This window comes from Herbiconiux sp. FW305-C-125, from assembly GCF_058783455.1.
On sequence record NZ_JBYSYO010000001.1, the window covers coordinates 116,750 to 142,606 of the forward strand.

Annotated in this window: 22 protein-coding genes; 9 read left to right on the top strand and 13 right to left on the bottom strand. The window is 70.1% G+C overall.

Annotated elements, in window-relative coordinates:
• Positions 1–50 precede the first annotated feature (50 nt).
• Positions 51–1,661, top strand: coding sequence for a fibronectin type III domain-containing protein (locus AC3WLB_RS00670; protein WP_492502447.1), 1,611 nt, complete (start codon positions 51–53; stop codon positions 1,659–1,661).
• A gap of 58 nt (positions 1,662–1,719) precedes the next feature.
• Positions 1,720–2,103 carry a cupin domain-containing protein gene (locus AC3WLB_RS00675; RefSeq protein ID WP_492502448.1) on the top strand — a complete coding sequence of 128 codons (384 nt, stop codon included), beginning with the start codon at positions 1,720–1,722 and terminating at the stop codon, positions 2,101–2,103.
• 15 nt (positions 2,104–2,118) lie between these two features.
• Here the strand turns inward: AC3WLB_RS00675 and AC3WLB_RS00680 are convergent, their stop codons facing one another.
• Positions 2,119–2,790 (bottom strand): hypothetical protein, encoded by a 672-nt coding sequence (locus AC3WLB_RS00680; protein WP_492502449.1) that lies wholly within the window; start codon positions 2,788–2,790, stop codon positions 2,119–2,121.
• 41 nt (positions 2,791–2,831) lie between these two features.
• Here AC3WLB_RS00680 and AC3WLB_RS00685 point away from each other — a divergent pair, with 41 nt between their 5' ends.
• The 3 genes from AC3WLB_RS00685 to AC3WLB_RS00695 all read left to right on the top strand — a co-directional run bounded on the left by AC3WLB_RS00685 (position 2,832) and on the right by AC3WLB_RS00695 (position 6,577).
• A complete protein-coding gene (locus AC3WLB_RS00685) occupies positions 2,832–3,266 on the top strand; it encodes a VOC family protein (protein WP_492502450.1) in 435 nt (144 codons plus the stop codon).
• Positions 3,267–3,323: 57 nt separating this feature from the next.
• Positions 3,324–4,934: an HNH endonuclease signature motif containing protein gene (locus tag AC3WLB_RS00690; protein WP_492502451.1), complete on the top strand. Its 1,611-nt coding sequence runs from the start codon at positions 3,324–3,326 to the stop codon at positions 4,932–4,934.
• An 80-nt stretch (positions 4,935–5,014) separates the two neighbouring features.
• Positions 5,015–6,577 carry a Na+/H+ antiporter gene (locus AC3WLB_RS00695; protein ID WP_492502452.1) on the top strand — a complete coding sequence of 521 codons (1,563 nt, stop codon included), beginning with the start codon at positions 5,015–5,017 and terminating at the stop codon, positions 6,575–6,577.
• Positions 6,578–6,614: 37 nt separating this feature from the next.
• On the opposite strand, the gene AC3WLB_RS00700 is transcribed toward AC3WLB_RS00695, so the two are convergent.
• Positions 6,615–7,637, bottom strand: coding sequence for an SGNH/GDSL hydrolase family protein (locus AC3WLB_RS00700; RefSeq protein WP_492502453.1), 1,023 nt, complete (start codon positions 7,635–7,637; stop codon positions 6,615–6,617).
• Positions 7,634–8,356, bottom strand: a complete 723-nt coding sequence (locus AC3WLB_RS00705) for a FadR/GntR family transcriptional regulator (protein ID WP_492502454.1) — start codon at positions 8,354–8,356, stop codon at positions 7,634–7,636. The genes AC3WLB_RS00700 and AC3WLB_RS00705 overlap by 4 nt, the downstream gene beginning before the upstream one ends.
• A 56-nt stretch (positions 8,357–8,412) precedes the next feature.
• Here AC3WLB_RS00705 and AC3WLB_RS00710 point away from each other — a divergent pair, with 56 nt between their 5' ends.
• Positions 8,413–9,102, top strand: a complete 690-nt coding sequence (locus AC3WLB_RS00710) for a FadR/GntR family transcriptional regulator (RefSeq protein ID WP_492502455.1) — start codon at positions 8,413–8,415, stop codon at positions 9,100–9,102.
• Between the two features lie 23 nt (positions 9,103–9,125).
• Here AC3WLB_RS00710 and AC3WLB_RS00715 read toward each other — a convergent pair whose 3' ends face one another.
• The 7 genes from AC3WLB_RS00715 to AC3WLB_RS00745 form a co-directional block, all read right to left on the bottom strand.
• Entirely contained in the window at positions 9,126–10,622 is a 1,497-nt protein-coding gene (locus AC3WLB_RS00715; RefSeq protein ID WP_492502456.1) for an FAD-dependent oxidoreductase, read from the bottom strand.
• A gap of 26 nt (positions 10,623–10,648) precedes the next feature.
• Positions 10,649–12,274, bottom strand: coding sequence for an FAD-dependent oxidoreductase (locus AC3WLB_RS00720; protein ID WP_492502457.1), 1,626 nt, complete (start codon positions 12,272–12,274; stop codon positions 10,649–10,651).
• Entirely contained in the window at positions 12,271–13,215 is a 945-nt protein-coding gene (locus tag AC3WLB_RS00725) for a dihydrodipicolinate synthase family protein (RefSeq protein ID WP_492502458.1), read from the bottom strand. The genes AC3WLB_RS00720 and AC3WLB_RS00725 overlap by 4 nt, the downstream gene beginning before the upstream one ends.
• On the bottom strand, positions 13,212–14,045 hold the full coding sequence (locus AC3WLB_RS00730; RefSeq protein ID WP_492502459.1) for a carbohydrate ABC transporter permease: 834 nt from the start codon (positions 14,043–14,045) through the stop codon (positions 13,212–13,214). Before AC3WLB_RS00730 ends, AC3WLB_RS00725 begins: the two co-directional genes overlap by 4 nt.
• The gene (locus tag AC3WLB_RS00735; protein ID WP_492502460.1) at positions 14,038–14,949 is read right to left on the bottom strand and encodes a carbohydrate ABC transporter permease; all 912 of its coding nucleotides are present in this window, start codon (positions 14,947–14,949) and stop codon (positions 14,038–14,040) included. Before AC3WLB_RS00735 ends, AC3WLB_RS00730 begins: the two co-directional genes overlap by 8 nt.
• Entirely contained in the window at positions 14,946–16,223 is a 1,278-nt protein-coding gene (locus tag AC3WLB_RS00740; protein ID WP_492502461.1) for an ABC transporter substrate-binding protein, read from the bottom strand. Before AC3WLB_RS00740 ends, AC3WLB_RS00735 begins: the two co-directional genes overlap by 4 nt.
• A gap of 134 nt (positions 16,224–16,357) precedes the next feature.
• A complete protein-coding gene (locus AC3WLB_RS00745) occupies positions 16,358–18,817 on the bottom strand; it encodes a golvesin C-terminal-like domain-containing protein (RefSeq protein ID WP_492502462.1) in 2,460 nt (819 codons plus the stop codon).
• Between the two features lie 130 nt (positions 18,818–18,947).
• On the opposite strand from AC3WLB_RS00745, the gene AC3WLB_RS00750 reads away from it, so the two are divergent.
• The 3 genes from AC3WLB_RS00750 to AC3WLB_RS00760 all read left to right on the top strand — a co-directional run bounded on the left by AC3WLB_RS00750 (position 18,948) and on the right by AC3WLB_RS00760 (position 21,819).
• Entirely contained in the window at positions 18,948–19,592 is a 645-nt protein-coding gene (locus AC3WLB_RS00750) for a TetR/AcrR family transcriptional regulator (RefSeq protein WP_492502463.1), read from the top strand.
• Between the two features lie 51 nt (positions 19,593–19,643).
• On the top strand, positions 19,644–21,206 hold the full coding sequence (locus AC3WLB_RS00755) for an MDR family MFS transporter (protein ID WP_492502464.1): 1,563 nt from the start codon (positions 19,644–19,646) through the stop codon (positions 21,204–21,206).
• An 88-nt stretch (positions 21,207–21,294) separates the two neighbouring features.
• Entirely contained in the window at positions 21,295–21,819 is a 525-nt protein-coding gene (locus AC3WLB_RS00760; RefSeq protein ID WP_492502465.1) for a hypothetical protein, read from the top strand.
• Here AC3WLB_RS00760 and AC3WLB_RS00765 read toward each other — a convergent pair.
• Genes AC3WLB_RS00765 through AC3WLB_RS00775 form a run of 3 tightly spaced genes read right to left on the bottom strand, consistent with a single transcriptional unit; the run spans position 21,781 to position 25,813 of the window.
• Positions 21,781–22,185: a helix-turn-helix domain-containing protein gene (locus tag AC3WLB_RS00765; protein ID WP_492502466.1), complete on the bottom strand. Its 405-nt coding sequence runs from the start codon at positions 22,183–22,185 to the stop codon at positions 21,781–21,783. The genes AC3WLB_RS00760 and AC3WLB_RS00765 overlap by 39 nt on opposite strands.
• Before the next feature lie 56 nt (positions 22,186–22,241).
• Positions 22,242–23,531 carry a glycosyltransferase gene (locus tag AC3WLB_RS00770; protein WP_492502467.1) on the bottom strand — a complete coding sequence of 430 codons (1,290 nt, stop codon included), beginning with the start codon at positions 23,529–23,531 and terminating at the stop codon, positions 22,242–22,244.
• Positions 23,528–25,813, bottom strand: coding sequence for a glycoside hydrolase domain-containing protein (locus AC3WLB_RS00775; RefSeq protein ID WP_492502468.1), 2,286 nt, complete (start codon positions 25,811–25,813; stop codon positions 23,528–23,530). The genes AC3WLB_RS00770 and AC3WLB_RS00775 overlap by 4 nt, the downstream gene beginning before the upstream one ends.
• Positions 25,814–25,857 lie beyond the last annotated feature (44 nt).

Consider the following 25,857-nt stretch of genomic DNA (forward strand, 5'->3'; position numbering starts at 1 on the left):
GCTGACGATGGATGCGCATTCCGGGGGGATGCGGAACGAAGGAGGCCGTCGTGCGGGAACGTCTCAGAGTGTCAGCAGGGCGCCGGATCGCCGGGGTGGGTGCCAGGGCCGGAGCGGCCGCGCTGGCCGTCGGCGCGATGGTCGCCGGTGGCGTCGCCGCCCCGGCCCTGGCGCTCGCGCCGACCGACGGGGCCGGAGCGACCATGACGAGCGTCACCGCCGACGCGCCGCCCGCGGCGCAACCCGAGATCCCCGTCACCCTGCTGGTCTCCGAGACCGGCAGCTACCTCCCGCAGGTCGAGGTGAGCATCAACGGCAGCGACCCGATCCGCATGATGATCGACACCGGAACCAACTTCATGGTCGTCTTCCCCGGCTCGATCGTGAACCCGACCACGCCCGTCTACGACACCGGGATCGCGCAGGGCATCAACTACGACGGCTCGGCCGCAGCCGGCACCATCGCGCGCGCCCAGGTCGAGGTCGGTGGCGTCGTCACAACACCCGGAGACGTGGCCTTCCTCGACGCGACCTCCTGCACACCCCACTGCCTGGGCTACCAGGACGAAATCGGCGGCGTCATCGGCATCGGCCAGCGCCTGGCCGACAAGCACAACCAGGGCGACCCCGCCAACGACCTCTTCTCCCCGTTGGCTCAGCTGGGGCCCGGACTGAGCGACGGATTCACGGTCGATTTCCTGGGCGCCGACCCGGGCATCCGTCTCGGCGCGCCGACCGACGCCGGTGAGACCGACACCGTGCTCTACCGTGAGCAGGACGGCGACCTCTTCTACCCCAGCGGCCAGCCGGTGTACTTCGAACCCGAGGTCTGCTGGCAGATCAGTTACGGCACCGACACCGCAAGCGCCTGCAACGACACCGTCTTCGACACCGGGCAGAGCGGCGGGATGATCCGCGGCGACCAGTTCAAGCCGCTCGTCGACCCCGTGCACACCACCCCGGAACCGGGATCGGGCGCTCAACTGCTCGGCTGGGTGAAGACGGGCGCCTCGGTGGCCTGGTCGAGCTCGCCGGATGCGGAGCCGTACGCCGAGATCGAAGAGCCCGGCGTCGCACCCTACAAGTACGGCCTGTACACCGCCGACGCGAACGAGACCTTCAACGCGGGCAACGGCTTCTACCTCAAGCACACCATCGGGTTCGACAACGTCACGGGCGAGGTGGTGATCAGCGCCACGGCGGGCACGCCCACCGGGCCGCGTGAGGTGCGTGCCGACGCGGGACCGGAATCGCTGGTCGCGCACTGGAAGGCCCCCGAGGATGCGGGGGGCTCGGCCATCACGCAGTACGTGATCCGGGTGACACCGGTGGGCGGCGGCACCCCGGTGATCGTGAAGGCGGATGCGCAGGCCGACCACAAGAAGGTGGAGGGCCTCGCGGGGGGTCAGGCCTACTGGGTGTCTGTCGCGGCTGCGAACGACATCGGGGTCGGGCAGCGCGTGCGCGCTGACAGGCAGGTCGTGCCGACCGGCTCCGCGACGCCCGTACCGACGCCGACGGCGACCCCCGCTCCGTCACCCGCCCTCGCGAACACGGGCGACGAGACGGCCTCGGGCATTGCCGCGGTCGCGCTGGTGCTCGGCGCCGCGGGCGTGGGCCTACTCGTGCTGCGCCCCGGCCGCGGCCGGCGGCGCGCGTAGCCAGGTCGGTATGGGGTAGGTGGCGCCCGCGCCCTGCTCCATGCCTGAGACTGGACGGATGACGAGAATGTTCGGAACCGACATCGCCGCCGAGCTCGAGCAGGTGCACCAGCACTGGACGCCGCGGGTCATCGGGCGAGTGAATGACCAGTACATCAAGGTCGCGAAGCTGCTCGGCGAACTGGTGTGGCATGCGCACGACCGCGAAGACGAGATGTTCCTGGTGGTGTCGGGGCGGCTCCGCATCCAGCTCGAGGACGCCGACGACGTCGTCCTCGAACCGGGGCAGTTCTACGTCGTGCCGCGCGGGGTGCGGCACAACCCCGTCGCCGCCGACGAGGTGCACATCGTGCTGATCGAGACCGTCACCACGGCGCACACCGGCGACGTGACCGTGGCGGGCACGGTGCCGATCGACCAGCAGGTGGGCGACTTCCAGTGAGACGCGCCTGACGGGTCAGCCGTAGAAGACATCCACTTCGGCGAACGCCGCGTCGTCGGCGAGCAGACCGACGAGCTGAGGTGGACACGATTCGAACGGAGACGAGGTTGCCCGCCCGGAGTCCACACCGAACTCCGACTCCACGCGATAGCACGTGTAGACCTCACTCGGCCCGGTGTACTCCCGGCCGTCGTCGGCCGGGGCGTTCGACCGCGGACCCGATGCGATGAACACCGAGAGGCCGGCCGTCGCATCCGTCATCTCGACGTCGTAGAGCAGCACCCCGCCGTCGTCCAGTCCGAGTGCGGCGAGTGACGCGGGTGTGGTCGACCCGTTCCACTGCGGCACATCGATCCCCGCGACGTACTCGACAGGGTCGTGCAGGGCCGGCGGATACAACTCGGGCGCGAGCTCATGGCGCCGCTGGATGGTCTCGTCCAGCGGACCGTAGATGCTCTGGGAGAGCGGATCGCGAAGTCTCGCGACCTGCTGCCAGAGAGTGCTGTCGATGCCGCTGTCGGGTCCGTGGTACTCGACCTGTCCGCATCCGGCAAGCGTCACCGCGCCGACAGCCACGGCTGCGAGCAGGATGCCCACCCTCACCCGGCCACGAACCGCTCGCTGCTCGGCGCCGCACCGCACATGGTCCCCCGTCACTCGCTCGAAGCCCTTCAGCGAGTATGGCATCGCACCAGCGGCGGGGGTGCGTCGCGCGTAATGTGTGCGGCATGGTCATCAAGCTGGAGAACGTCGGGATCGCGGTGCGCGACCTCGAGGAGGCGATCGCCTTCTTCACCGACCTCGGCCTCACCGTCGTCGGGCGCGACGAGGTGAGCGGCGAGTGGGCCGACACCGCCGTGGGCCTCGACGGCAACCACGCCAAGATCGCCGTGCTGCAGACGCCGGACGGTCAGGGACAGCTCGAATTCTTCGAGTACATCCACCCGCATGCGATCGAGACGTCACCGACGCTGCCGAACGAGATCGGCATGCACCGGGTCGCGTTCTCGGTCGACGACATCGACGCGGCGCTGGAGATCGCAGCGCGGCATGGGTGCCATCCGCTGCGGGGCGTGGCGAACTACGAGGGCGTGTACAAGCTCACCTACCTGCGCGGGCCGAGCGGCATCATCGTGATGCTGGCGCAGGCGTTGCGAGGGTGAGTTCGCCGCCATTCACGAAACTGAGTGAATGTCAGTGGCTGGTGCTTGACTGTCCTCATGCACCCGAACCACTCCGAGATCGACGAGATCGCCTCGCGCATCAGCGCGTGGGGTGAGCCCGTCGCGCGTCTCGACGACGCGGGGCTGCTCGCGTTCGCGGCCGCGTTCGAGCGGGTGGCGCGGGTCGTGGGCGGCGTGCAGACGCGGGTCGCGGGCGAGGTGGGCAGCCGCTCCCGCCCCGAACTGGGCGCCGAGGGGCTGAGCCGGTCACAGAACTTCACGACTCCGGCGAAGCTCCTGTCGGCGGTCACCCGCACGTCGGTGAGCGAGGCGCACGGTCGACTCGACCTCGGCGAGCGGATGCGCGGGGCCGAGCAGCTCGGCGGCCTCACCGCGCCCGAGCCGTACCCGGCTGTGCGAGAGGCGCTCGATCAGGGCGACCTCGGGGTCGCGTGCGCGGCGGTCATCACGCGGGAGTGCGCGGCGCTGCGGCGCGCTGGGGTGGCCGGCGAGGTCGTCTCGTCGGCCGAGGAGCAACTCGTCACGGCGGCACGCAACCCGGTGCTCACCGTCGACGACGTGTCGCGGTTGGCGGTGCGCGTCCGGGAGACGCTCGATCCCGATGGCCTCGAACCGCGCGCGGAGGCGCAGCGGGAAGCGCGCTCGTTCACGCTCGCGCGCTCGGCCGACGGCATGTTCCGCGGCCGGCTCGCGCTCACGCCCGAAGACGGGGCGCTGTGGCTGGGTGCGCTGCAGGCGTTGATCAGTCCGCGCACGGCGCCGCGGTTCGTGGCGGCCGACGGTGACCGAGGGGCGGTTCCGCCCGAATCGGGCGCGGGCGACGGCGAAGCGCGTGCCCGTAACGGCGACCTCGACGGCGACGGCGACGGCGACGGCGAGGTCGCGGCGGCAGCGGCGCCTCAGGGCGAGCGCCCGGAGTCGAGCCTCGCGCGAGATCCCCGCACCGTGGCTCAGAAGATGGCCGATGCGGCAACTGAGCTCATCGCCCGCGCGGCCGGCGCGCCTGAGCAGCCGCGTCTGGCGGGCGCGATCGCCACCCTGAACGTGCATGTCGATCTCGCCGATCTCGAGCGAGGCAGCGGCCCGGGCTGGATCGACGGCGTGGACGAACCGATTCCCATGTCCACCATCGAGCGGCTGCGCTGCCACTCACCCGAAGTCGTGACGGTGTTCGGAGATCACGGCGAGGTGCTGCACCACGGCAAGGCCCGACGCCTGTTCTCCCCCGCCCAGAACAGGGCGCTGGCCGCCCGGGACGGCGGCTGCGTCTGGCCTGGCTGCGATCGGCCGCCATCCTGGTGCGAGGCCCATCACGTACAGGAATGGCGGTCGCGGTCGCATCCGCCGGGCCGCACCGACATCGAGAACGCGGCGTTGCTGTGCCGACACCACCACGCGCGCATCCACACCCCGGAGTGGAAACTGACGATGCGCAACGGTGTGCCGTGCATCATCCAGCCGCCGTGGCTCGACCCGGCGCAGACGCCCGTGCCGGTCAGCCGCCGAAGAACGGCGCCGACGCTGACCAGCGTGACGAACGCGCCCCGAACGACGGGGTGGCTCGAGACGAGTACGAGACAGTCCCCGCTCATCCACCCCCGGTCGGCACCGGAGCATGCGGGCCAGACGCCTGGCGAGCGGTGGTGACGTCGTGCCTGAGCTGACTCGAATCGCGCCCCTCCTGAGCACATCCCCCGCGCATCCGCGGCACCACTATCCTGTGGCGTATGGAGGGACTCGAGGTCGCCGTCGTGCTGGGGCTCGCGGTGCTGGCCGGTGGACTGGCCAACCGGTACCTGCGCGTTCCAGGGCCGTGGGCGTGGGTGGCGATCGGCGTCGCCATCGGGTTCGTGCCGGGCATCCCCGAGATCGCGCTGCCGCCCGATGTCGTGCTGTACATCTTCCTGCCGGCCCTGCTGTACTGGGAGTCGCTGAACATCTCGGTGCACGGGTTCCGCTTCGATCTGCGCGTGATCTCGCTGCTCAGCATCGGGCTGGTGTTCGTCACCGCCGCCGCGGTCGCCGGCATCGGCACACTGATGGGCCTGGCCTTCCCGGTGGCGTTGGTGCTCGGTGCCGTGCTATCGCCGACGGATGCCACCGCCGTCTCCGCAATGGCCCCTCGCCTGCCGAGACGCATCGACACCATGCTCCGCGGGGAGAGCCTCGTCAACGACGCGAGCGCGCTGGCGCTCTACTCGGTCGCCGTCGCGGCGGTGGTCGCGGGGCGCGATCCGTCGATCGGCGAGATCTCGCTGAGCTTCGTCTGGGCGGTGGTGGTGGGCGTGGCCCTCGGCCTCGTTGCCGGCTACGCCGTGTACCTGCTCCGGCGCATCGCACGCACACCGACGCTCGCCGCCACGATCTCGGTGATCACGCCGTTCGTTCTCTACCTCCCGGCCGAGGTGGCGCACGGCTCGGGGGTCGTGGCGGTCGTCTCGGGCGGGCTGCTGCTCAGCCTGCTGCTGCCGCGGGTGGTCTCGGCGAAGGCGCGCACACTCTCCTTCGACTTCTGGCGCGTCGCCAGCTTCGTCATCAACGGCGCGCTCTTCGTGCTGATCGGGCTGCAGGCCCGCAGTGTGCTCGACGTGTACCTCAGGGATGGCTGGCTGAACGTGCTGCTGCTCACCCTCGCCGTGACGGTGGCCATCTTCGGGGTGCGCTTCCTCTGGGTGGTCGCCATGGCGCCGGCCATCCGCGTGCTCGATCGCCGGCCCTCGCAACGCGATCGGCGGGTGCCGTTCCGCATCCGAGCGCTGATCATCGGCGGCGGGTTCCGTGGCGCGGTGTCGCTGGCGGCAGCGCTCTCGGTGCCGGCACTGATCGCCGACGGGCTGGGCTTCCCCGACCGCGAGCTCCTGGTGGCCGTGACGTTCGGGGTGATCGTGCTGCTGCTCGTCGGCCAGGGCGCGGCCATGCCCGTGCTGGTCAAGCGCGCTCGCCTCCCGCGAGACGACGCGGCCGCGTCGGAGTACCGTCTCGCCATCACGACCATGGTGAACGACGCCCTCGAACACCTCGAGGCCGACGCCGCCGCGGTGGAGGCGTCGCCCGAGGCGCAGCGGATCGTGCGCGGACGCCTCGACGAGACACTCTCGAAGGCCGGCGACGACTCGGCGGTGCGAGCCGACAAGACCGTGCGAGCGCTGCTGCTGGCCGCCATCGCGCGAAAGCGCCACGCCATCGAGCAGCTGCGCGCGTCGGGGCGCATCGACGACCTGGTCTTCCTGCGGGTGCAGGGCGACCTCGATCACGAGGAGCTCCGGCTGCACAGCGACGACCACGAGTGATTGCTCGCAGCCCACAGCGCTCACGGGCCGACTCGGCTCAGCGGGGCACGGCGGCGAGCGGGGCGAGTCGGGCGAGCATCCGCTCGGCGATCAGGGCGTAACCCTCCGGTCCGGGGTGCAGGCCGTCGACGAGGAGATGCGCGTCGTCGGCGCCCAGGATGCTCAAGCCGTCGATGAGGGTCAGATGCGGGTCGGCCCGGGAGAACTGCCGCGCCGTCTGGGCCACCAGGGCCCGGATGTCGGCGAGCGTCAACCCCACGGCGTTCGGCGACGCTTCGCGGTCGGGCGACACGATCGGGGTCACGACGACGATCGGCGTGGCGGGGTGACCCGAGCGGATGGTGGCGATGAAACCCTCGAGCGCAGGCCCGAGCGATCGCGCCGAGAAGCTGGCCGACCCGTAGATGTTGATGCCGACGCCGAGCACGATCAGATCGGCCGGACTGTCGCGGATGAACCGGGCGACCGTCGGGTCGAGGTGGCATTGGGCGCCGAAGCCGAGACAGCGGAGGTTCCACCCGCCAGATCGGGCGACGAGCGCCGGCCACGTCTCGGTCGGGCCCGGCGCTTCACGGCACTGCGAGATCGAGCTGCCGTAGACGACCAGGTGCGGGCGTCGCTCCGCGATCGGTGCGACGGAGGGGGCGCCATCGCCCCCGATGAGCCGCAGCTCGCCGAGCCGCGGGTAGCCGTAGTGCGGCAACCACACCTCCACCGCCGACGGTCCCGGCGGAAGCGCGACGGAGAGCACGTCCTCGCCCACGATGTGCCGGCGTACGAGCAGCTCACCGTCGACCCGCACGTCGAACGGTGCGACCGGATGGTCGCTGCCGGCCAGCCCGTCGACCCGCAGCTCCCACTCCAGGGCCGTGGCCGTGGTGACGAACGCGAACCGGCCGCCCGCGGGCATCCGTGCTCGCAGCGCGAGTTCCGGATGCACGAACCCACCGTCGCCCGACGGAAGCCGCAGCGGCACCCACCACTCCCCCTCTCGCACGAGTTCGGCGAGGCCGGCCGCTCCGAGCCGCGGATCGCCGGGGCTGAGCGCCGGCACCGTCACGCCCGCCGTTCCTCGCCCGGCAACGACGTCGGAATGTCGCTGAGGTGCACGTCGACCCAGTCGCGGATGGTGGCGAAGTGCGCCCGGATGGCCGCCGCCACCGCGATCTCGTCTCCGCTGCGCAGCGCGTCGACGATGGCGAGGTGGATGGCGACCAGCTCGGGCGGAGTGGGCCGCGGCAGATCGTAGGCCGCCTGCATGCGGTTGAACGCCTGCCAGAACAGCTCGATCAGCTGCGTCACCAGGGTGTTCTCGAGCGGAGCGTACATGCGGGAGTGGAACCGCCGGTCGAGTTCGGCGACGTGATCGGGCGGGGAGTCGGGCTCCCCCATCGCCCGCGCGAGGGCGTCGAGCGTGTCGAGGTCGCGCGGGCGCACGACGCCGAGCAAGCGGCCGCACAACCCCTCCTCGAGCGACTCCCGCAGTTCCAGCAGGTCGCGGAACGAACGCCCCGAGGTCTGGAACAGATAGGGCAGGCTCTCCACGATCGGCGCGAACGAGAACTCGGCCACCCGCACGCCGTCGCCCTGCTTGGAGGTGAGGATACCCACCGTCTCCAGCCCCTTGACCGCTTCGCGGAGCGAGAGCCGGCTCATGCCGAACAGGGTCGCCATCTCGGCCTCGGTGGGCAGCGCACTCCCCGGCGTCAGACCGTGCTCGACGATGTACCGCTTGATCTGCGCCTGCCCGCGACGGTACAGCGGCTCGGCCGACTTCATCGCCGTCCCCTCGTCGCACCAGCGACGTACGCATCCGGTCTGCGATGATTCATGACATGTCGCGCAAAGAACCGCTCTACCTCCGCGGCCAGGAGCAGATCCGCCAGTTCATCCTCGACGAGGGACTCGTCGCCGGCGACTCGCTCCCGCCCGAGGCCGAACTCGCCGCGCAACTCGGCATGAGCCGGCTCTCCCTCCGCGAAGCGGTGCGCGGCCTCCAGACCGTGGGCGTGCTCGCCGTGCAGCACGGCGGCAGCGTGCGGGTGGCCGAGTTCTCCTTCGCCCCGATCCTCGACAACCTGCCCTACGGACTCCAGGCCGACGGCCGCTCGTTCCGCGACCTCCTCGAGCTCCGCGAATCGCTCGAGGAGGGGCTGAGCATCCGGCTGCTCGAGGTGCTGCGGCCACGCGACGTCGAGCGCCTGCGCGCCATCGCGAATGCGATGGCCGACGCCGGCACCGGCGACGACCAGGCCGAGCTCGACCGCCGCTTCCACGAGCAGCTCTACCTGCCGCTCGAGAACGCCCTCGTCACCCAGATCATCGAGACCTTCTGGCAGGCGTTCCACCGCATGCGCGCATCGCACACCGTTCCGGTGCCGACGCCCGAGCGGCTCACCGCCGAGCACCTCGCCATCGTCGACGCGCTCGCAGCGCGCGACGAGAAGCAGCTCGCGCAGGCGATGCGCGACCACTTCGCCCTCATCCGCGACTGGGCGATCGTGAACGACACCCGCGACGCCTGAGCGAGGGCGAGGCCGCGACCCGCTCAGCTCAGCCATGCCGCCGTCACCTGCGTCGCCGCATCCGACTCCCCCGTCGTCTGCTCGGCTTCCTGCGGCAGTTGCGGCCAGCCGGCGATCTCCCGCGGGTCGGGTTCGGTGAGCGTGGTACCGATCTCGGCGCCGTTCGCCTCGAGCACCGCACGGATGCGCGCCACGGGCACCGCACGGACGTCCACCCCGGCGAGCGCCGCCAGCCCCGCCGCCGTTCCCGCCGCCTCTCCTTCGGCCATGCAGATCGGGATCACCCGGGTCGACGCCACCGCCTCGTGCGTCGCCGACAGGCACTTGCCCGCCATCATCAGTCCGTCGAGCCCGGCGGCGATGAGCGAGCGCAGCGGGATGCCGTAGGCCTGCACGTTGTACGACTCCACCCAGCTGCCGCTCGGCCGGTGGATGTCGATGTGGTACCCGCCCATCGCCACGTCGTCGTCGTGCCGTGCCCCGTCGACGAGGTCTTCGGCCGGGAGCACGTAGTCGCCCGTGATGCGGCGGCTCTCGCGCACGCCGAGCATGGGTGCGATCTCGATCAAGTAGGCGTCGGAGCATCCGGGCACCCAGCGTCTGAAGAACGACACGAGCACCGGCACCTGCTCGTACACCCGCGCGTAGGCCTCCGTCATCGAGTCGACGTCGGTGGGGTCCAGGCCGAGCACGCGCGTCATCACCACGCTGATCTCGTGCGGCGAGTTCGGGGTGTTCACCTTCACGCCCACCACCCGGGTCTGCGGGAAGTCGGCCTCGCCGGCCGCCCGGGCGCGCTCGATCAGCCCCGCGAAGCCACCGAGCACGAAGGTGTCGACCTCGTCGAGCTTCGCCGACATCTCGGCGAAGAGCTCCGGGTAAGGCGCGAGCCACTCGCGGTAGTTGAATGCCGGGTCTTGGCAGGCCCGTTTGAACGCTTCGTCGTCGACACCGCCGAGGCGGAAGACGAGGGTCGGGGCCTGTACGAGACCGTCGCCGGTGCGTCCCTTCTCCCACGCGGCGCCGGCGAGCGCGGCCACGTCGCCGTCGCCCGAGCAGTCGATGACGGTGGCGGCGCGGATGATCTCGCGCCCCGACTTCGTCTCCACGACCACGCCCGTCACCCGGTCGCCCTCCCGGATCGCCTCGACCACGAGCGTGTGGAACATCACCTGAGCCCCGGCCTCACGCACCACGCGGAGCGCCTCCACCTTCCAGAGGTGCGGGTGGATGCTCACCAGCGACCCGCACTTCGGATCGAGCGTGATCGGGCCCGCACCCCCGGCATCCTGCAGCCGTCGCACGAATTCCAGCGGGAGGCCCTTCACCACCTGCATGTACCGCTGGTCGTGGAAGCCGAGCCAGGGCAGCGTCGCCGAGATGCCGCCGAGGAACCCGGCCCGCTCCACCACTATGGTGCGGGCGCCGGTGCGCGCGGCGGCGACGGTCGCGGCGACGCCCGCGGCTCCTCCACCCACGACGAGCACGTCGACAGATCGTTCGCGCAGTGCGCCGGTCATCCTGTTCTCCAATCCCCTGCCCATCGTCAATAGGCCCGCACGTTCGGCCAGTGCAGTTCGACGCCGTGCTGCTCGAGTTCCCGCTGGAAGTCGGCGACGAGGTCCGGCGACGACCGCACCGCCGCCGGCGACACGCCTTCCCGCACACAGAACGCGGCGAGCGCGCCGGCGCTCTCGCCGATGTTCCACTCCACCGGATGCACGCGGTAGCACCCGTTCGTGATGTGGGTGGTGCCGATGTTCTTGGCGGCCGCCACGAGGTTCGTCACGCGCTCGGGCAGCAACGCACCCAGCGGGATCTCGAACGGCCAGGCCGAGTCGTACATCCGCTCGCCGCCCTCGGTCGACGGATGCAGATCGATCTTGTAGCTGCCCACACCCACCGAGTCGGCGTAGGGCGCCCGCGGCGTGTCGCCGAGGCTCGAGCGGGCGATGTCCTGCTCGACGATCGTGTACTGCGCCCGGATGCGCCGCCCCTCGCGGATGTAGGGCGCCATCGCGAGCCCGTCGTCGGTGCCGAGCACGTCGCCGCGGGGCCGGAGGCCGGGGAAGCCGGTGCCACCGTCGGCGCGCGGCGCCTCGGTCTGCAGCCAGTAGAGGAGGCTCAGGCTGTGCTGCCGGGCGGCGTGCAGGTTCGCCTCCCGTTCAGCCGGCGGCACGTCGACGATGGAGCCGTAGGTGTGGTCGTTGGCCGGCCAGTTCACGAGCGTCACGTCGCTCGGGAGCTCCGGCTCGAAGTTGGCACGGGCGAGCAGGCGCCGGAAGCGCCAGAGGTCCTCGATGGGCTTGTAGTCCGGCGGCGGCGAGAAGCGGCCTTGCTGCGAGGCCGACACCACGATGGCGGCGTCGGTGGCCGGATCGGGGTTGGGCACGAGCACCCGCCCCGGCTCGGCCACTGCGTGCCAGCCGATCTGCGGCGCGGGGCGCACCGGCGCATCCGGACTCGTCCAGAACGCGTACTGCTCGGGGCGGTCGATGGTGTGGTCCTCGCCCTCGAGGTGGTCCATCGCGAAGCAGACCGTGAAGCTCTGCATCGACCCGGGCTTCGCGACCTCGGGCGCGTGCGGTTCACCGGTCTGGGCGCGCGACTCCGTGCCGGTGACGTACTCGACGCCCGCGAGGGGCAGCAGTTCGCCGGTCTCGGTCGCGTCGAGGAAGTACGGGGCGCGCAGCTCGAGCTCGCGTCCGGAGGCGAGGTCGCGCACGGTGACGGCCGTGATGCTTTCGCCGTCGGTCTCGGCCGCGACCGGCACGTGCCGGGTGAGCACCGTCACCTGACCCGACGCGGTGTACGGCGCGAGCATCCGATTGAGCACGGCGAGCGCCACCCGCGGTTCGTGGCAGATCGCGCTCACCGAGCCGGAGCCCGGATTGAGGAAGCGCTGGTCCCGCGCCCGCTGCGACAGCGGGTACCACCGGCGGTAGTAGTCGCGGATGCCGTCGCGGAGGGCCCGGTAGCTCGCGGTGCTGCCGAACTGCTCGATCCACGGATGCTCGTCGGGCGGCACCGCCTGCGAGGTCAGCTGCCCGCCGATCCAGCTCGTCTCCTCGGTCAGCACGACGCGGGCGCCGGCCCGGGCGGCGGCGAGCGCCCCGGCGACGCCGCCGAGGCCACCCCCGATGATCGCGACGTCGACGGCGTACCCCGTCATCGCGCGACCTCGCCCGCGGCGGGCACGAGCTCTTCGACGATCGACCGCACCCGCGCTCGGCCCTCGTCGGTCAGCACCGGCAGCGCCTGCCCGGCCGTCGCATCCGCGAGACCCAGCACCTCGACCGCGTACTTGAGCGACGCCAGCCAGAAGCCGGATGCGTAGAGCTCGCAGACCGCGTCGAGCTGCGCCTGCAGGTCGGCCGCCCGCTCTCGGTCGCCCGCGAGCCCGGCCCGCACGAGTTCGGACGAGAGGGCGGGCGCGACGTTGGCGATGCCGGGCACGGCGCCGGTCGCCCCCTCGGCGAGGCTGCGGGCGATGAGGCCCTCGGCACCCTGGAACACGGCGAGCCCGCCGGCGCGTGCCGCCTCGGCCAGCGGCGCGTAGACCTCCCAGAAGCCCGACGACTCCTTCAGCGCCACCACGTTCTCGAGCTCGGCGAGCCGGGTGACGGCGGCGGGGGTGATGGGGTGGTGCGTGAGGTGCGGGATGTTGTAGATCACCACGGGGAGCGTCGTGCTCGCGGCGACCGCCGCGATGTGGCGCTCGACCGGTTCGTCGCCCTCCACCGCGAAGTACATCGGCGCCATCGCCACGATGCCCGACACGCCGACGGCCTCGAGGCGTCGCGTGGCCTCGACGGCCCGCTCGGTGCTCGTCTCCCCCACCCCGGCGAGCACGGGCACGCGCCCGTCGGCGGCCCGCACGTAGGCGTCGACCAGGGTGGTCGCCACCTCGGCGGTGAGCGTCGGGCCCTCACCGCAGGAGCCCAGCACGAACAGGCCGTCGGCGCCATTGGCGATGAGGTGATCGGCGATCCGCTGCACCGCCGGGACGTCGACCTGGCGGTCGGGGGTGAGGGGCGCGACGACCGGGGGGATCGTGCCGCTGAACGGGACTGTCACGAGGTGCCTTTCGGTGGAGGTGGGGTCGGCGGTCACTTCACGGCTCCCGCCGTGAGGCCGCCGATGAACTGCCGCTGCATGAAGAGCAGACAGACGATGAGCGGGAGGACGGAGATGACGGTGCCGGCGGTGATGACCGCCCACGGGTCGGCGGTGGCGAAGCCGACCGAGAGCTGCGAGTGCAGGAAGGCCAGGCCGATCGGCATGGTGAACTGCTCGGAGTTCGTGAGCATCACGAGCGGCAGCAGGTAGGCGTTCCAGCTGCTGAGGAAGACGAGCAGACCCGCGGCCCCGAGACCCGGCCGCACGAGCGGGAGCCCGACCGAGAGGAACAACCGGAGTTCCCCCGCGCCATCCAGCCGGGCCGCGTCGAAGAGCTCCTCCGGCAGCTGCGAGAAGTACTGCCGCAGCAGGAAGAGCACCAGGGCATTCGCGGCGAGCGGCAGGATGACGGCGAGCCAGGTGTTGAGCAGGCCGAACTGGCGCATGATCGCGAATTGCGGCAGCACGGTGGCGTACTCCGGCACCGCGAGACTGGCGAGGATGAGGGCGAACAGCACGGTCTGCCCGCGGAATCGGTAGCGCGCGAAACCGAACGCCGCGAGCGTCGCCACCGCAAGTCCCAACCCCGTCGTGAGCAGTGCGATGCCGAGGGTGTTGAGCATCCAGCGCGGAATGCTCGACTGGAACGCCGCCACGTAGTTGTTGAGCGTGAGCCCGGTCGGCACGAGCGAGGGGTCGCCGAGCTCGCTGGTCGGGCGCAGCGACGACAGCACCAGCCAGTACAGCGGCAGGGCGCAGCCGACGGCGATGATCGCGAGCGCCACGATCGTCACCACGCGCGCGGAGAGGGATGGTCTAAGCACGGTCGTCGCTCCTCAGCAGTCGGTTGGCGAGCAGCGTGCTGGCGATGATGCAGGCCGCGAGCACGACGGATGCCGCGGCGCCCCGCCCGAGGCTGAACTCGTCGAACGAGGCCTGGAAGATGTACATCACGGCGGTCAGCGTCGAGCGCGCCGGGCCGCCGTCGGTCAGCACGTTGGGTTCGGCGAACAGCTCCCACGAGGCGATGCTCGCCGCCACCAGCACGAACAGGATCACGGGTTTCAACAGCGGCAGCGTCACGTACCAGAAGCGTTTGAACGCCCCGGCGCCGTCGATCGCGGCCGCCTCGTGGATGTCCTCCGGGATCGACTGCAGCCCCGCGAACAGGATGATCGCGTAGTAGCCGGCCACCCGCCAGATGCGCAGGGCCACGATCGCCCAGGGCGCGATGTGTGCATCCGTCAGGAAGCCGACCGGGCCGAGACCGACCTGTCCGAGCAGGCCGTTGAGCAGCCCGATGTTGTCGTCGTAGAGCAGGTCGAAGATGAGCGCCACGGCGATCAGCGACATCGTGATCGGCGCGAAGATCAAGATCTGCACGGCGTTCACGGCGCCCTTCCGCAGCTGCTTCAGCAGCACGGCGATGAAGATGGTGAGCGGCATCAGCACCAGCAGGAACCCACCGAGCATCAGCACCGTGTTGCCCATGGCCTTGCCGAAGATGGGGTCGGAGAGCACGTCGGTGAAGTTCGCGATTCCCACCCACGACGGCGGCAGGCCGAGCGGCCAGTCGACGAACGCCATCGCCAGGGCGAGCACGATCGAGCCCGCCCCGAACGGCAGGAACAGCAGGAAGAACGGGGCGATGAAGAGGTAGGGGGCGGACCGCGGATGCCGGCGAGCCGGCTTGCGCTTGATGCTCACCGGCATCCGTGTCGTCGTCATTCGCTCTTCAGCTCCTGCAGGGCCTGGTCGATCGCATCCTGCGGGCTGAGGTCGCCGGCGAACGCCTTGTCGACGGCGTCGGTCAGCGCCGAGGAGGTCTGCGGCCAGTTGAGGTAGTTCGTGGCCGGGTAGGGCACGCTCTTGAGGTCCTCGATCACGGTCTGGCCACCGAAGTACGGGTCGGCCTTGTCCTGGTCGAGCACGCCCTCGGGGGCGTCGTAGGCCACGATGCCCAGCGTGTCCTGCTGCGCCTTCAGGCCCTCGTCGCTCAGCCACCACATGAGCAGGTCTTTGGCGCCCTGCTGGTTCTTGGCCGCCTTCAGCCCGATGTACATGCTGCCGCCGAACGCGCCAGTCATCTGCTCGTCGCCGGCCTTCCACTTCGGCCAGGTGACGAGCTCCCAGTCGCCGGACTGCTCGGGCACGTTCTGCTGCAGGTTCGTCGACCCGACGCCGAAGTTCATGCCCCAGCCCACGACGGTCTTGTTGCGGATGGCGTCCCACCAGGTGGGGTCGGTCCAGATGCCGTGATAGACGAGGCCCTGCTTGTCGAGGTCGACCAGGAACTCGAGGGTGTCGGCGGCGAGCTCGGGGTCGGCCGAGAGGTTGCCGTCGTCATCCCACCAGGTGCCACCGCGCGACTGGTAGAAGGCGTTGAAGTAGTTGAAACCGTTGGTGCCGGGCGGCTGGATGAACAGGTACTGCGTGCCGCCCGAGGCGTCCTTGAGCTTCTTCGCCACGTCGACGATGTCGTCCCAGGTCGGGTCGTCGGGGATCGACAGGCCGTGCTCGGCGAGCGCCGCCTTGTTCACCCAGAGGCCCATGTTGCCCGGGCCCATCGTGAAGGTGTTGAGCTCATCGCCCGTGCCCACCAGGGTGCCCTCGGCGAACTTGTCCTTGATCGGTTCGAGCTCCGCGGTCATGTCCAGGAACTGCCCGGTCTTCAGCAGGCCGCCGGCGTCGCGCGGGGACAGCTGCACCACATCCGGCAGTCCCGATCCACCCTGCAGGGCGACGACGAGGCGCTGCACCATGTCGGCGGACGGGATCTGCACGATGTTGAGGTCGTAGTCGGGGTAGGCCGCGGCGAAGCCCTCTTGCAGCTTCGGTGGCGTCTTGCTGTCGAAGGCCCACACGGTGAGCTCTTTGACGGCCGGGGCGCCGCTCTCGGTGGGGCCGTCGCTCGAGGCCGGCGCGGAGCAGGCCGTCAGCGCGACCGCCACCCCCAGCGCGACGGCACCCAGGGCGCCCCGGATGATTCGGGTTCTCTTCATTGATTGCTCCTCCTTGAGCAGTGTGCAGGAATCTGGTGCGGATGGTGTGGGTCGGACTTTGATCAGACAATCTGTTGCTGTTATCTGATGACTTAAAACTAGGATCTGATCTATTAATCGTCAAGAGCCAGTTTTCACGGGACGACGAGGGTCTGGGTTCGCCACACCTCCTCCCGCCCGGCACTGTCCACGGCCGACCAGCTGACGGCGTGCGTTCCACTGGTGAGGGTCAGCCGTCCGTCGACGGGTGTCACGGACACGCCGTCGACCGTCACTCGCGGATTCACGCCGACCGTGCCCTGCCCACCGCTCACGGTGGTGAAGGTGAGAGTCGAGCCGTTCAGGTGCGCGACCGTCGTCGGGGCGTAGGGGTACGCATCCGTCTCGGTGAACCAGCTCGCCGGCAGGGAGAGCTGGGCGCTGTCGCGCGAGCCCGAGGGCGACGAGTAGTACACGAGGTGGGCACCGTCGGCCGCGAAGTACATCGACGGATAGCTGACATGGTTCGGTTCGGCGTATTCGATCTGCCGGTAGTTCGACCAGGTCGCGCCGCCGTCGGTGCTCACCCGCGAAGCCAGGATGTAACGGGTGCCGTGGTTCGTGTCGCCGTTGGTGAGCAGCACGAGCCCGCCGCCGGGCAGCTTCTGCAGGTAGGCAGGGCTGTTGGGCTCGGCGACATCGGTGCGGGAGGGGGTCGACCAGGTGACGCCGTAGTCGGTGGAGACCGATTGCCAGAGGAACCCGCTGCGGCCGATCGTGGTGCGGCCGAGCAGCAGGATCTGGCCGGGCGCGTACTCGGCGGCGGTCGCCTCGATGAACGCGTTGGGACCTTGCAGCGGGGTGGGCGTGCGGTTCGTCCACGTGGCTCCGTCGTCGTCGGAGGTGTAGATGCCGGTCGACCGGTCTTGCGCCGTGGGCTGCCTCAGATTCACCACCTGCAGCAGCCGGCCGTTCGCCAGCACGATCAGCCGGCCGCCCGCACTCGTGATGATGTTCGACGAACCGTCGGAGAAGGTGGCCGGCGTCGACCAGGTGGCACCCTCGTCGTCGCTGCGGGTGAAGACCTTGTGGGCAACGGTCGTGCTGGTGCCGGAGATCTCCTGCACCGAGAAGGTGAGACCGATGCCGCCGTCGGCGAGGCGCACGATGGAGGGCTGGATGTACGTCTGGCCACCTCCGATCGTGCCGAACAGGATGCGTTCGGCCGACCAGGTGCGCCCGCCGTCGCCGGAGGTGCGTGCCGCGATCTCGGCGTCGGCGAAGTCGTCGGTGGCCTCGTAGCGGGCGTAGACGAAGAACAGGTCGCCGCCGTCGAGCTCCAGCAGCGTGCCGTCGCCATTGCGCGGGTTGGCGGTGGTCGAAGGGGCGACGATGGTGCTGCGCACCACGGAGTTGGCTCCCGGAGTCGTCACCGCCGGCATCGTGACCCAGCGCGAGACCGCGTCACCGACCCGGGACCGGATGCGGAAGGTGTAGCCGGTCGATGCATCCAGGTGGCCGACCGTGTACGAGGTCGCGGAGCCGACCGTGCCACCGGCGCTGCCGAATGGCCGGAGCACAGCGGCGGAGTCGTCGACCACGACCTGGTCACCCGTCGCCGGGTCGACGAACCGGAACGCGTCGGCCACGACATAGGTGCCGCCGGAGCCGACACTCGTGATCGTGATCGACCCCGAGTCGCCGGCGTCGAAGGCGTAGCTGCCGAGGGTGCGCCACTGCACGCCCGGGCTCGCCTGCTGGTCGATGCTCACGGATTCGGTGGCGCCGCCATGGGTCACCGTGACGCTCGTGGCGGTGACGAGGTTGTTGAGGTTGTTGTAAGGCAGCGAGTACTCCACGCGCCACGTGCCGGCGTGCGGGAGCACCGGGGTGTACTGGAGCGCCGTCCGCGCGCTCGAGACCGGCGTGACGGAGTACGACGAGCCGACGAATGGGGTGCGGGTCGACGAGGTGCTCCAGGTGGGGACGGCGGTGCGCTGCGCGACGTCGAAACGCGCGGGAGCCGTGGCGCCGGATGGCAGGCTCCAATCGAGTACGGCGCTCGAACTCGACGAGGCTGTCGCGGTGGGCGCGACGGGGGCCGCGGGCGCGTCGGTCTCAGCTTCGTCGTCGTCGACGAGAACCTCGACTCCCGATACCGGGTCGACGAACCGCACGGCGTCGGCCAGCACGATGGTGCCGCCGGTGCCGGCGCTGGAGATGACGACGTCGCCCGACCGTTCGGCGTCGAAGGTGAAGCTGCCGAGGGTCTGCCAGCCGGTGCCACCGGTGCGCTGGTTCATCACCACGTCGTCATGGCCACCCTGGTGATCGATGCCCACCGTCGTCGCGGTGACCAGGTAGTTGTTGTTGGTGTTGGGGATCGAGTAGTCCACGCGCCAGGTTCCCGCGTGCGGCAGATCGGGCAGGTACGTCATCGTGGTCGCAGGTCCCGTGGTCTGCGCGTAGGAGTACGACGCGCCGACGTAGCCGGCGCGCGTGGTCGACACGGTCCACGGCGAGGCCGCCGAGGCGGCGCCCGCTGGGACGAGTGCGGCGACCACCAGCGGGGCCGCGAGGGTGCCGGCGACGAGCGCGGGCAGGGTTCTTCTCATTGAATACTCCGTCGTATCGGTGGGAAAGTGCGGCCAGCATGACATTAATCTGATGACTTGGTCAAGAGATCAGATTATGCGCCAAAACTTTCTCGTTGCGAAACTTTTCCTGTTGTGAAAGAATCGCCTCATGACATCCGGGGACGTTCTGGTGGCCGACGAGCCGCTCGGGCTGCGCGAACGCAAGAAGCGCGAGACCGCGCGCGCCATCGAGGTGGCGGCCGTCGAGCTCACGGCCGAGTTCGGTCTCGCGGAGGTCACCGTCGAGGCCATCAGTCAGCGTGCCGACGTCACGAGCCGCACCTTCTTCAATTACTTCGCCAGCAAAGAGGATGCGGTGATCGGCGCCTCGAAGGCGTTCGGCCCGCCCGTGCTGCCGAGCATCCGTTACCGCCCGAGCGTGCCGGTGCTCGACCAGCTGATCGACGCGGTGCGCGACGAGATCGCGTCATTCGATTTCGGCACGCCGGAGCTTCAGGCCAAGCGACGCGCGGTGGCGTTGGCCAATCCGTCGTTGCTCGTGAAGGACTTCCAGCGCCTCGGCGCCATCGAAGACGACCTCGCCCAGCAGGTCGAGCGACTGCTCGGCGAGGAGGGCTCGGTTCCGGCAGCCGACCGCGGCAGCCACGCCTGGGGCATCGTGATGCTCGCGGGTGCCGCGCTGCGCCTCGGACTGCACACCTGGACCCACGAGCCCGGTGCCCGGCGCCCCCTCGCGGCCCATATCGACGACGCGCGCGGTCTGATCCTCGACCTCGCGCAGCCCCGCCACTGACCCCAGACACCCCACACACCCCGCGCCCCACCCGAACGCCCCAGGAGAAGCATGTCCACGACCCCTGACCTCGACGAGGTCTCCGGCACCGCCCCCGCCCCGCTCTCGCAGAAACGCGTCGGCCTGATCTTCGCCGCCCTCATGGTGGCGATGCTGCTCTCGGCACTCGACCAGACCATCCTCGGCACCGCCCTCCCGACCATCGTCGGCGACCTCGACGGCGTGAACCACATGCTCTGGGTGGCGACGGCGTACATCCTCGCCTCCACCGTGGTGATGCCGGTCTACGGCAAGCTCGGCGACCTCATCGGGCGCAAGTCGCTGTTCGTCATCGCGCTGTCGATCTTCGTGCTCGGCTCCATCCTCGGCGGCTTCGCGAACTCGATGGAGTGGCTGATCGCCGGCCGCGCCGTCCAGGGAATCGGCGGTGGCGGCTTGATGATCCTGTCGCAGGCCATCATCGCCGACGTCATCCCGGCCCGCGAGCGCGGCAAGTACATGGGCTTCATCGGCGTGGTCTTCGGGTTGTCCTCGGTGGCGGGGCCGCTGCTCGGCGGGTTGTTCACCGATGTGCTGAGCTGGCGCCTCGCGTTCTGGATCAACGTGCCCCTCGGCATCGCCGCCATCCTCGCCGCCGTCGCGTTCATCAAGCTGCCTCCCGTGGGGGCCGGTCAGAAGCCGCGCATCGACGTGGCCGGCATGATCACCCTCGCCATCGCGGCAGCAGGGCTCGTGCTCACCGCGTCCTGGGGCGGCACGGAGTACGACTGGAACTCCCCCGTCATCATCGCCATGATCGTCATCACGATCGTCTCCGCGGTCGCCTTCGTGCTGATCGAGCGGCGCTCGGCCGAGCCCGTCATCCCGATGTCGCTGTTCAAGAACCGCAACTTCACGCTCACCACGCTGGGCGGCCTCGCCATCGGCATCTCGATGTTCGGCGCCATCGGCTACATGCCGACCTTCCTGCAGATCGTGAACAGCGTGAACGCCACCCAGTCGGGCTTCATGCTGCTGCCGATGCTCGGCGGCCTCCTGGTCACCGCGATCGGCGGCGGCTTCCTCATCACCAAGACGGGGCGGTACAAGTGGATGCCCATCGTGGGCTCGCTCGTCGTCGCCGCCGCGCTCGTGCTCTTCTCGACGATGCGCGCCGACACGCCGCTCTGGCTGATCCTCACGTACCTCACCATCCTCGGGCTCGGCATCGGCCTGGCGATGCAGGTGCTCGTGCTCATCGTGCAGAACTCGGTGCCGCACTCGATGGTGGGCACCGCGACCGCGGGCAACAACTTCTTCCGCGAGATCGGGGCGTCGCTCGGCTCGGCCATCGTGGGGTCGCTGTTCGTGGCGCGGCTCACCGAGCAGCTGGCGTCATCCGCTGCCGCCGGGGGTGCCGCGGGCGGCGCGGTGCCGACCGACACCAACGCCCTCACCCCCGCCGCCATCAACGCGCTGCCGCCGGAGCTGCACGCCATGATCGTCGACGCCTACTCCACCGCCCTCAGCCCCGTGTACCTCTACCTGGTCCCCCTGATGCTCGCGGCGGCGCTCCTCCTCTGCTTCGTGAAGGAGATCCCCCTGGCCACCACGACCGTCCAGTCCGAGGCCTGACCACCGGATGCGTTCTCCACAGACCGCAATCATCCACGGATCTCGCCGAACAGCTCCCCCCTCATAAGAGCACCGGTAGCGTGCCCGCATGTCTCCCGACTCGCGGGCGCGCCGAACAGCGCGAGTCGCCGCCCCACCGAATCCGCAGCCGCCTCGGCGGAAGTCGAGCGATGACGCGCACGACATCGTCTTCTTCCGTCGCCACGCGCACGACGATCCCGCACAGGCCACACCCGGGCGCGACGCACTGAAGTCGTTCCCGACGGCAGTGCGCGCGACCATGCGGGCGGCGCTCGTCGCCGTAGCACAGGCACCGCCCAAGCGGTTCTCGGGTGGCGGTTACTGGGAGGCGATGCACGGCGAGATGACGGGATGGTTCGAAGTGCGCGTCGATGGACCGCGACGTGCTCACTACCGACTGTTCTGCCTGCTCGATTACGAGGCAGTTTGCGTTGAGAAACCTTTGCTCGTGGTCATCGCGGGTGCCGCGAAACCGTTTCGCACCACCCTGAGCGCCCGCGACTACGGAAAGGTTCGGGCACTCGGCGTCGAATATTGGCGACGAAACCCGAGGTCACTCGACGAGGGCCTGGCCGGGCGCTCCGATGCGTGAGATCAGAGCATCCACATCCGGGGCTTGACCCTCAAGGAGAGTCGTCGTCATCAGCTCGCGGTCGGTGGCGTCGAGCGGCTCGAGCACCAGGCGCAACCCCAGCGCCGCAGCGATCTCAGCGACCGTGCCGACGGTGGGGTTGGTTCGGGGAGCGCTGAGCAGCCGCCGGAGAGCGGCCGGATCAGCGTTGATCGCCCGTGCGAGCGCTGCTTTGCTCAGCCCGATTTCGGCGCGACGATCATCCAGAGCGTTCACGATGGCGTCGGTCGTCGCGATGCGCGCCCACTGCGCGACGTACTCGCGCAGGAACTCCGGGTCGCGGAGATCGTCTCGCAAATCGTTCCAGAAGACCTCCGTCGCGGCCATGTAGATCACTCCTTTCGTGTCGGATCAGCACCAAAAGCGTATCATAAATGCAACACTCAAAGCACTGGAGCGGCGAGGGGAATGCCCGCGAAGAGCTTGTCGAAGACGGCGCCGCGGTCGAACTGGAGGGCGTAGGCGCGGGCCGCGTGCGCGGCCTCGGCTCGGGCCTCGGGCGTGGTGTGCAGCACCGCGGCGTCGATGGCGGTCGCGATCGCGTCGGGGTCGTTGACCGGCACCACGATCGCGTGGTCGCCGATCGCCTCGCCGATGCCGCCGGTGAGCGTCGTGATGACGGGCCCGCCGCCCGCGAGCATCTTCTCGGCCAGCGCGATGCCGAAGGTCTCGACGAACTCGGGCCGCGGCTTCGAGGGCAGCACGAAAGCGGCGCAGCCGGCCATCAGGTGCGGCTTCTCCGCATCCCCGACATCATCGAAGAAGCGGATGCGCTCCGCCAACGGCGACCGCGACGCCAGGTTCCGCAGCGCATCCGCCTGCGGCCCGCGCCCGGCAATCACGAGCGGCATCGCCGACGTCGCCGCCAGCTCGCTGCGCTCGAAGCCGGCGATCAGGTCGTCGACGCCCTTCGCATCCGTCAGCCGCGACAGGAACAGCAGGTAGCCGTCCCGCGCCAGGCCCCGCGCGGCGAGCAGGTCGTCGGTGACGGCCGCATCGAGGTCGAGGTACGCCGACGCGTCGATGGCCGGGTACGACACGGCGATGCGCTCACGGCACTGCTCGGCGAAGCGGGTGCCGTGCTGCGCGTCGACCTGTGCCGCCTCCTCGATGATGAGGTCGCGGGTGTACTCCGACACCGCGACGCAGTGGTCTTGCGAGAGGTACGACGAGAGGATGTGCGCGGCCGCTCCCAGCCGCCCCTCCTGCACGGCGCTCCGCACCACGTTCGTGACGTCCGACCCCACCGCTTCGGCGATGGTGGTGACGTTCACCGGAAGCCCGGTGCCCCAGGCCGCGCGCACCGCATCGGCCACGGCGATGGTGTGCGGGCTCAGGTAGAGCGAGAGGGCGACGGTGGGCACGCCGTCGGTGAACAGCTCCACCAGTCGGCCGGTGATGCCGGCGAGGTAGCGGCCGTCCGGCACCTTGTAGTCGCCCACCGGCTCAGGCCGTTCGACGATGATTCCCGGGCTGTACGGCAGCACCGAGTCGAGGGGTTTCAGCGGCAGGCCCGCGGCTTCGAGCCGCTCGATCGGCCAGGTCACGATGCGCACCTCGTCGAAGCCGCGGGTGAGCGCCGCCTCGGCGAGGTTGCGGCCCTCGACCGAGTGCCCGCAGATCACCGGATCGGCCCGGTTCACGATCACCAGGCGGTTACGGATGGCGGTCATGGGGTCACTCCTGTCGTCGGTGCTGTCGATGGTGCTGTCGGTGCTGTCGGTGCTGCTGTCGTAGGCGCCGTCATCGGCGCTGCCGCCTCGCCCGGTGAGAAGGAGGGCGGCACGACCGCCGTGCCCCACTCGCTCGGCTCCGGCCCGAGCTCGAGTAGCAGCTCTCCCCCGCCGTGGAACTCCGCGCCGTGCAGCCAACTGCGCTCGAGCGGATGCCCGTTGAGCGTCGCCCCCTGCACGTACTGCACCGGCCCGCCCGCGACGGGCTCCCGGAACCCCGAGGTCTGCACCGAGAACGTCCCGCCGCCGACCGAGATCTCGGCCGCGCGGAACGACGGCGCGTTCACCAGCACGAGGTTCTGGCCGGCGACCGGGAACAGCCCGAGCGACGCCCACACGAACCACGAGCTGAGGCCGCCCGAGTCGTCGTTGCCCGGCAGTCCGCCGCGCCCGGTGCCGAACTGCTGGTGCACCACGTTGTGCACCACCTCGGCGGTGCGGTCGGGCCGGCCGGCGTAGTGGTAGGCCCACGGGGCGTCCATGTCGGGTTCGTTGTTGAGCCCTTCGAAGCGGCCGAGGGCGTACCCGGCCGCGAGCTCGGCGAGCTCGGGCCGAAGGCCGGGCTGCCGCACCGCCGGAGCGCCGAAGCCGAAGAACTCGTCGAGCTGCGCCACGAACCGCTCGCGCCCGCCGCTCAACTCGATGCGGCCGGCCATGTCGTGCTGCACCCGGAACGAGTAGTTGTGCCGGCTGCCCTCGTAGAACGTCGAATCCTTGAGCAGGCCCGTCGTGGAATCGAAGGCGTTCGGCCACCGGGTCGCGAGCTCCTCGAGCTGGGTGGCGAGCATCCGGTCGCCCACGTGCCGGGCGACCTGCGCGGTGCACCAGTAGCCGAACGCGATGTCGAGGGTGTGGGTGATCGGATGCGCCTCCCCCCGCAGCAGGTACTCCTCGCCGTAGGTGCGGCGCAGGTCGTCGCTCATGTGCACGAGCGCCCAGTCCCAGTCGATGCCCGCGACGCCGAGCTGGCAGAGGTCGGCGAGGAAGGTGTGCGCGAGCGCGCTGCCCTGGCGGGAGAAGCGGTCGCTGCCGCGCGCCATCCGGTAACCGATCGGGAAGTTGCCCTCCTCCTCGCAGATCGTGAGGAGCGCATTGGCGAGTTCGACCGCCTTCTCGGGCTGCAGGGCGGTGAGCAGCGGCAGCTGGGTGCGGTAGATGTCCCACATCGTGGCGATGTCGAAGGCGAACGGGCCCTCGCTCGGCCAGAACGGACTCTCGGAGGCGGCGAACGACGGCTTGATCAGCGAGTGGTAGAGGGCGGTGGAGAAGACCGTCTTGCGCTCGGGCGACGGGGTGTCGACCGAGATGGTCTTGAGGTGCTTGCGCCAGGTCTTCTGGGTGCGCTCCCGCCGCGAGTCGAAGCGCCCCGGCCCCGGGCCGCAATCGGCGCGGAGGTTCTGCTCGGCCTGCTCGACCCCGCGCAGCGAGAACCCGATCCGCAGCTCGATGGTCTGCCCCGGCTCACTCGGGCCCGCCCACATGAGGCCGAACGGGCGCAGGGTGGTCGGCCGGATGTGGTCGAAGTCGAGCCGCTTGCCGCCGGGCATCAGACGCCGGTCGTACCAGAGCATCTGCCGCCAGTGCGGGGCGTCGCACTCGACGTGCACGGCGATCGGGGCGCCCTCCGCCACCATCACTCCGCTCGCCACGCCGGGTTCCCGCGTCTCGAGGTGCGCGCGCAGCGGAATGGTGCGGCCGTACGGGATGGCGAGGCCACCGAGCGAGAAGTCCACCACGATGCGGGCGTTCGGATGCCGCGGAAAGGTGTACCGGTGCACGGCGCTCTTCGGCCCCACCGTGATCTCCGCGCTAACGCCCGAGTCGAGGGTGGCGGCGTAGTAGCCGGGCGAGGCCTGCTCCTCGGTGAGCGCCCAGGTGCGGCCGAGCTCGTCGAGCGGCTCGATCATCGGCGTCACCCGGAAGTAGTTGTAGTACTTGCGGATGGCACCCGTCCCCGACTGCTGGAAGTGCGTGAATCCGCTGGCCAGCTGCTCGTCGTAGATCGTGGCCGGCACGCCTTCGAGGCTCAGGTCGTAGCGGCCGTACCCCGTGGGGTACGCGCCGGAATAGGCGCAGGCCGAGACCATGCCGAGCGGATGCGTGGCGCCCGGATGCGTGTTGCCGATCTGCGGTTTCGGCCACCACCAGGTCGCCGCCAGCCCCGTCGGCGCAGGCAGGGCGGTGGGCTCGGTGCCGATGAACGGATCGACGTGATCGATCATGCGCGGCGCCCGGATTCGCAGGTCATCGGGCGAGCGTAAGTTCT

Excerpts from the sequence above, each read along its gene's own strand:
- AC3WLB_RS00675 (WP_492502448.1), top strand. The coding sequence starts at position 1,720 with ATGACGAGAATGTTCGGAACCGACATCGCCGCCGAGCTCGAGCAGGTG.
- AC3WLB_RS00680 (WP_492502449.1), bottom strand. The coding sequence starts at position 2,790 with ATGCCATACTCGCTGAAGGGCTTCGAGCGAGTGACGGGGGACCATGTG.
- AC3WLB_RS00685 (WP_492502450.1), top strand. The coding sequence starts at position 2,832 with ATGGTCATCAAGCTGGAGAACGTCGGGATCGCGGTGCGCGACCTCGAG.
- AC3WLB_RS00690 (WP_492502451.1), top strand. The coding sequence starts at position 3,324 with ATGCACCCGAACCACTCCGAGATCGACGAGATCGCCTCGCGCATCAGC.
- AC3WLB_RS00695 (WP_492502452.1), top strand. The coding sequence starts at position 5,015 with ATGGAGGGACTCGAGGTCGCCGTCGTGCTGGGGCTCGCGGTGCTGGCC.
- AC3WLB_RS00705 (WP_492502454.1), bottom strand. The coding sequence starts at position 8,356 with ATGAAGTCGGCCGAGCCGCTGTACCGTCGCGGGCAGGCGCAGATCAAG.
- AC3WLB_RS00710 (WP_492502455.1), top strand. The coding sequence starts at position 8,413 with ATGTCGCGCAAAGAACCGCTCTACCTCCGCGGCCAGGAGCAGATCCGC.
- AC3WLB_RS00715 (WP_492502456.1), bottom strand. The coding sequence starts at position 10,622 with ATGACCGGCGCACTGCGCGAACGATCTGTCGACGTGCTCGTCGTGGGT.
- AC3WLB_RS00720 (WP_492502457.1), bottom strand. The coding sequence starts at position 12,274 with ATGACGGGGTACGCCGTCGACGTCGCGATCATCGGGGGTGGCCTCGGC.
- AC3WLB_RS00735 (WP_492502460.1), bottom strand. The coding sequence starts at position 14,949 with ATGACGACGACACGGATGCCGGTGAGCATCAAGCGCAAGCCGGCTCGC.
- AC3WLB_RS00740 (WP_492502461.1), bottom strand. The coding sequence starts at position 16,223 with ATGAAGAGAACCCGAATCATCCGGGGCGCCCTGGGTGCCGTCGCGCTG.
- AC3WLB_RS00745 (WP_492502462.1), bottom strand. The coding sequence starts at position 18,817 with ATGAGAAGAACCCTGCCCGCGCTCGTCGCCGGCACCCTCGCGGCCCCG.
- AC3WLB_RS00750 (WP_492502463.1), top strand. The coding sequence starts at position 18,948 with ATGACATCCGGGGACGTTCTGGTGGCCGACGAGCCGCTCGGGCTGCGC.
- AC3WLB_RS00755 (WP_492502464.1), top strand. The coding sequence starts at position 19,644 with ATGTCCACGACCCCTGACCTCGACGAGGTCTCCGGCACCGCCCCCGCC.
- AC3WLB_RS00760 (WP_492502465.1), top strand. The coding sequence starts at position 21,295 with ATGTCTCCCGACTCGCGGGCGCGCCGAACAGCGCGAGTCGCCGCCCCA.
- AC3WLB_RS00765 (WP_492502466.1), bottom strand. The coding sequence starts at position 22,185 with ATGGCCGCGACGGAGGTCTTCTGGAACGATTTGCGAGACGATCTCCGC.
- AC3WLB_RS00770 (WP_492502467.1), bottom strand. The coding sequence starts at position 23,531 with ATGACCGCCATCCGTAACCGCCTGGTGATCGTGAACCGGGCCGATCCG.
- AC3WLB_RS00775 (WP_492502468.1), bottom strand. The coding sequence starts at position 25,813 with ATGATCGATCACGTCGATCCGTTCATCGGCACCGAGCCCACCGCCCTG.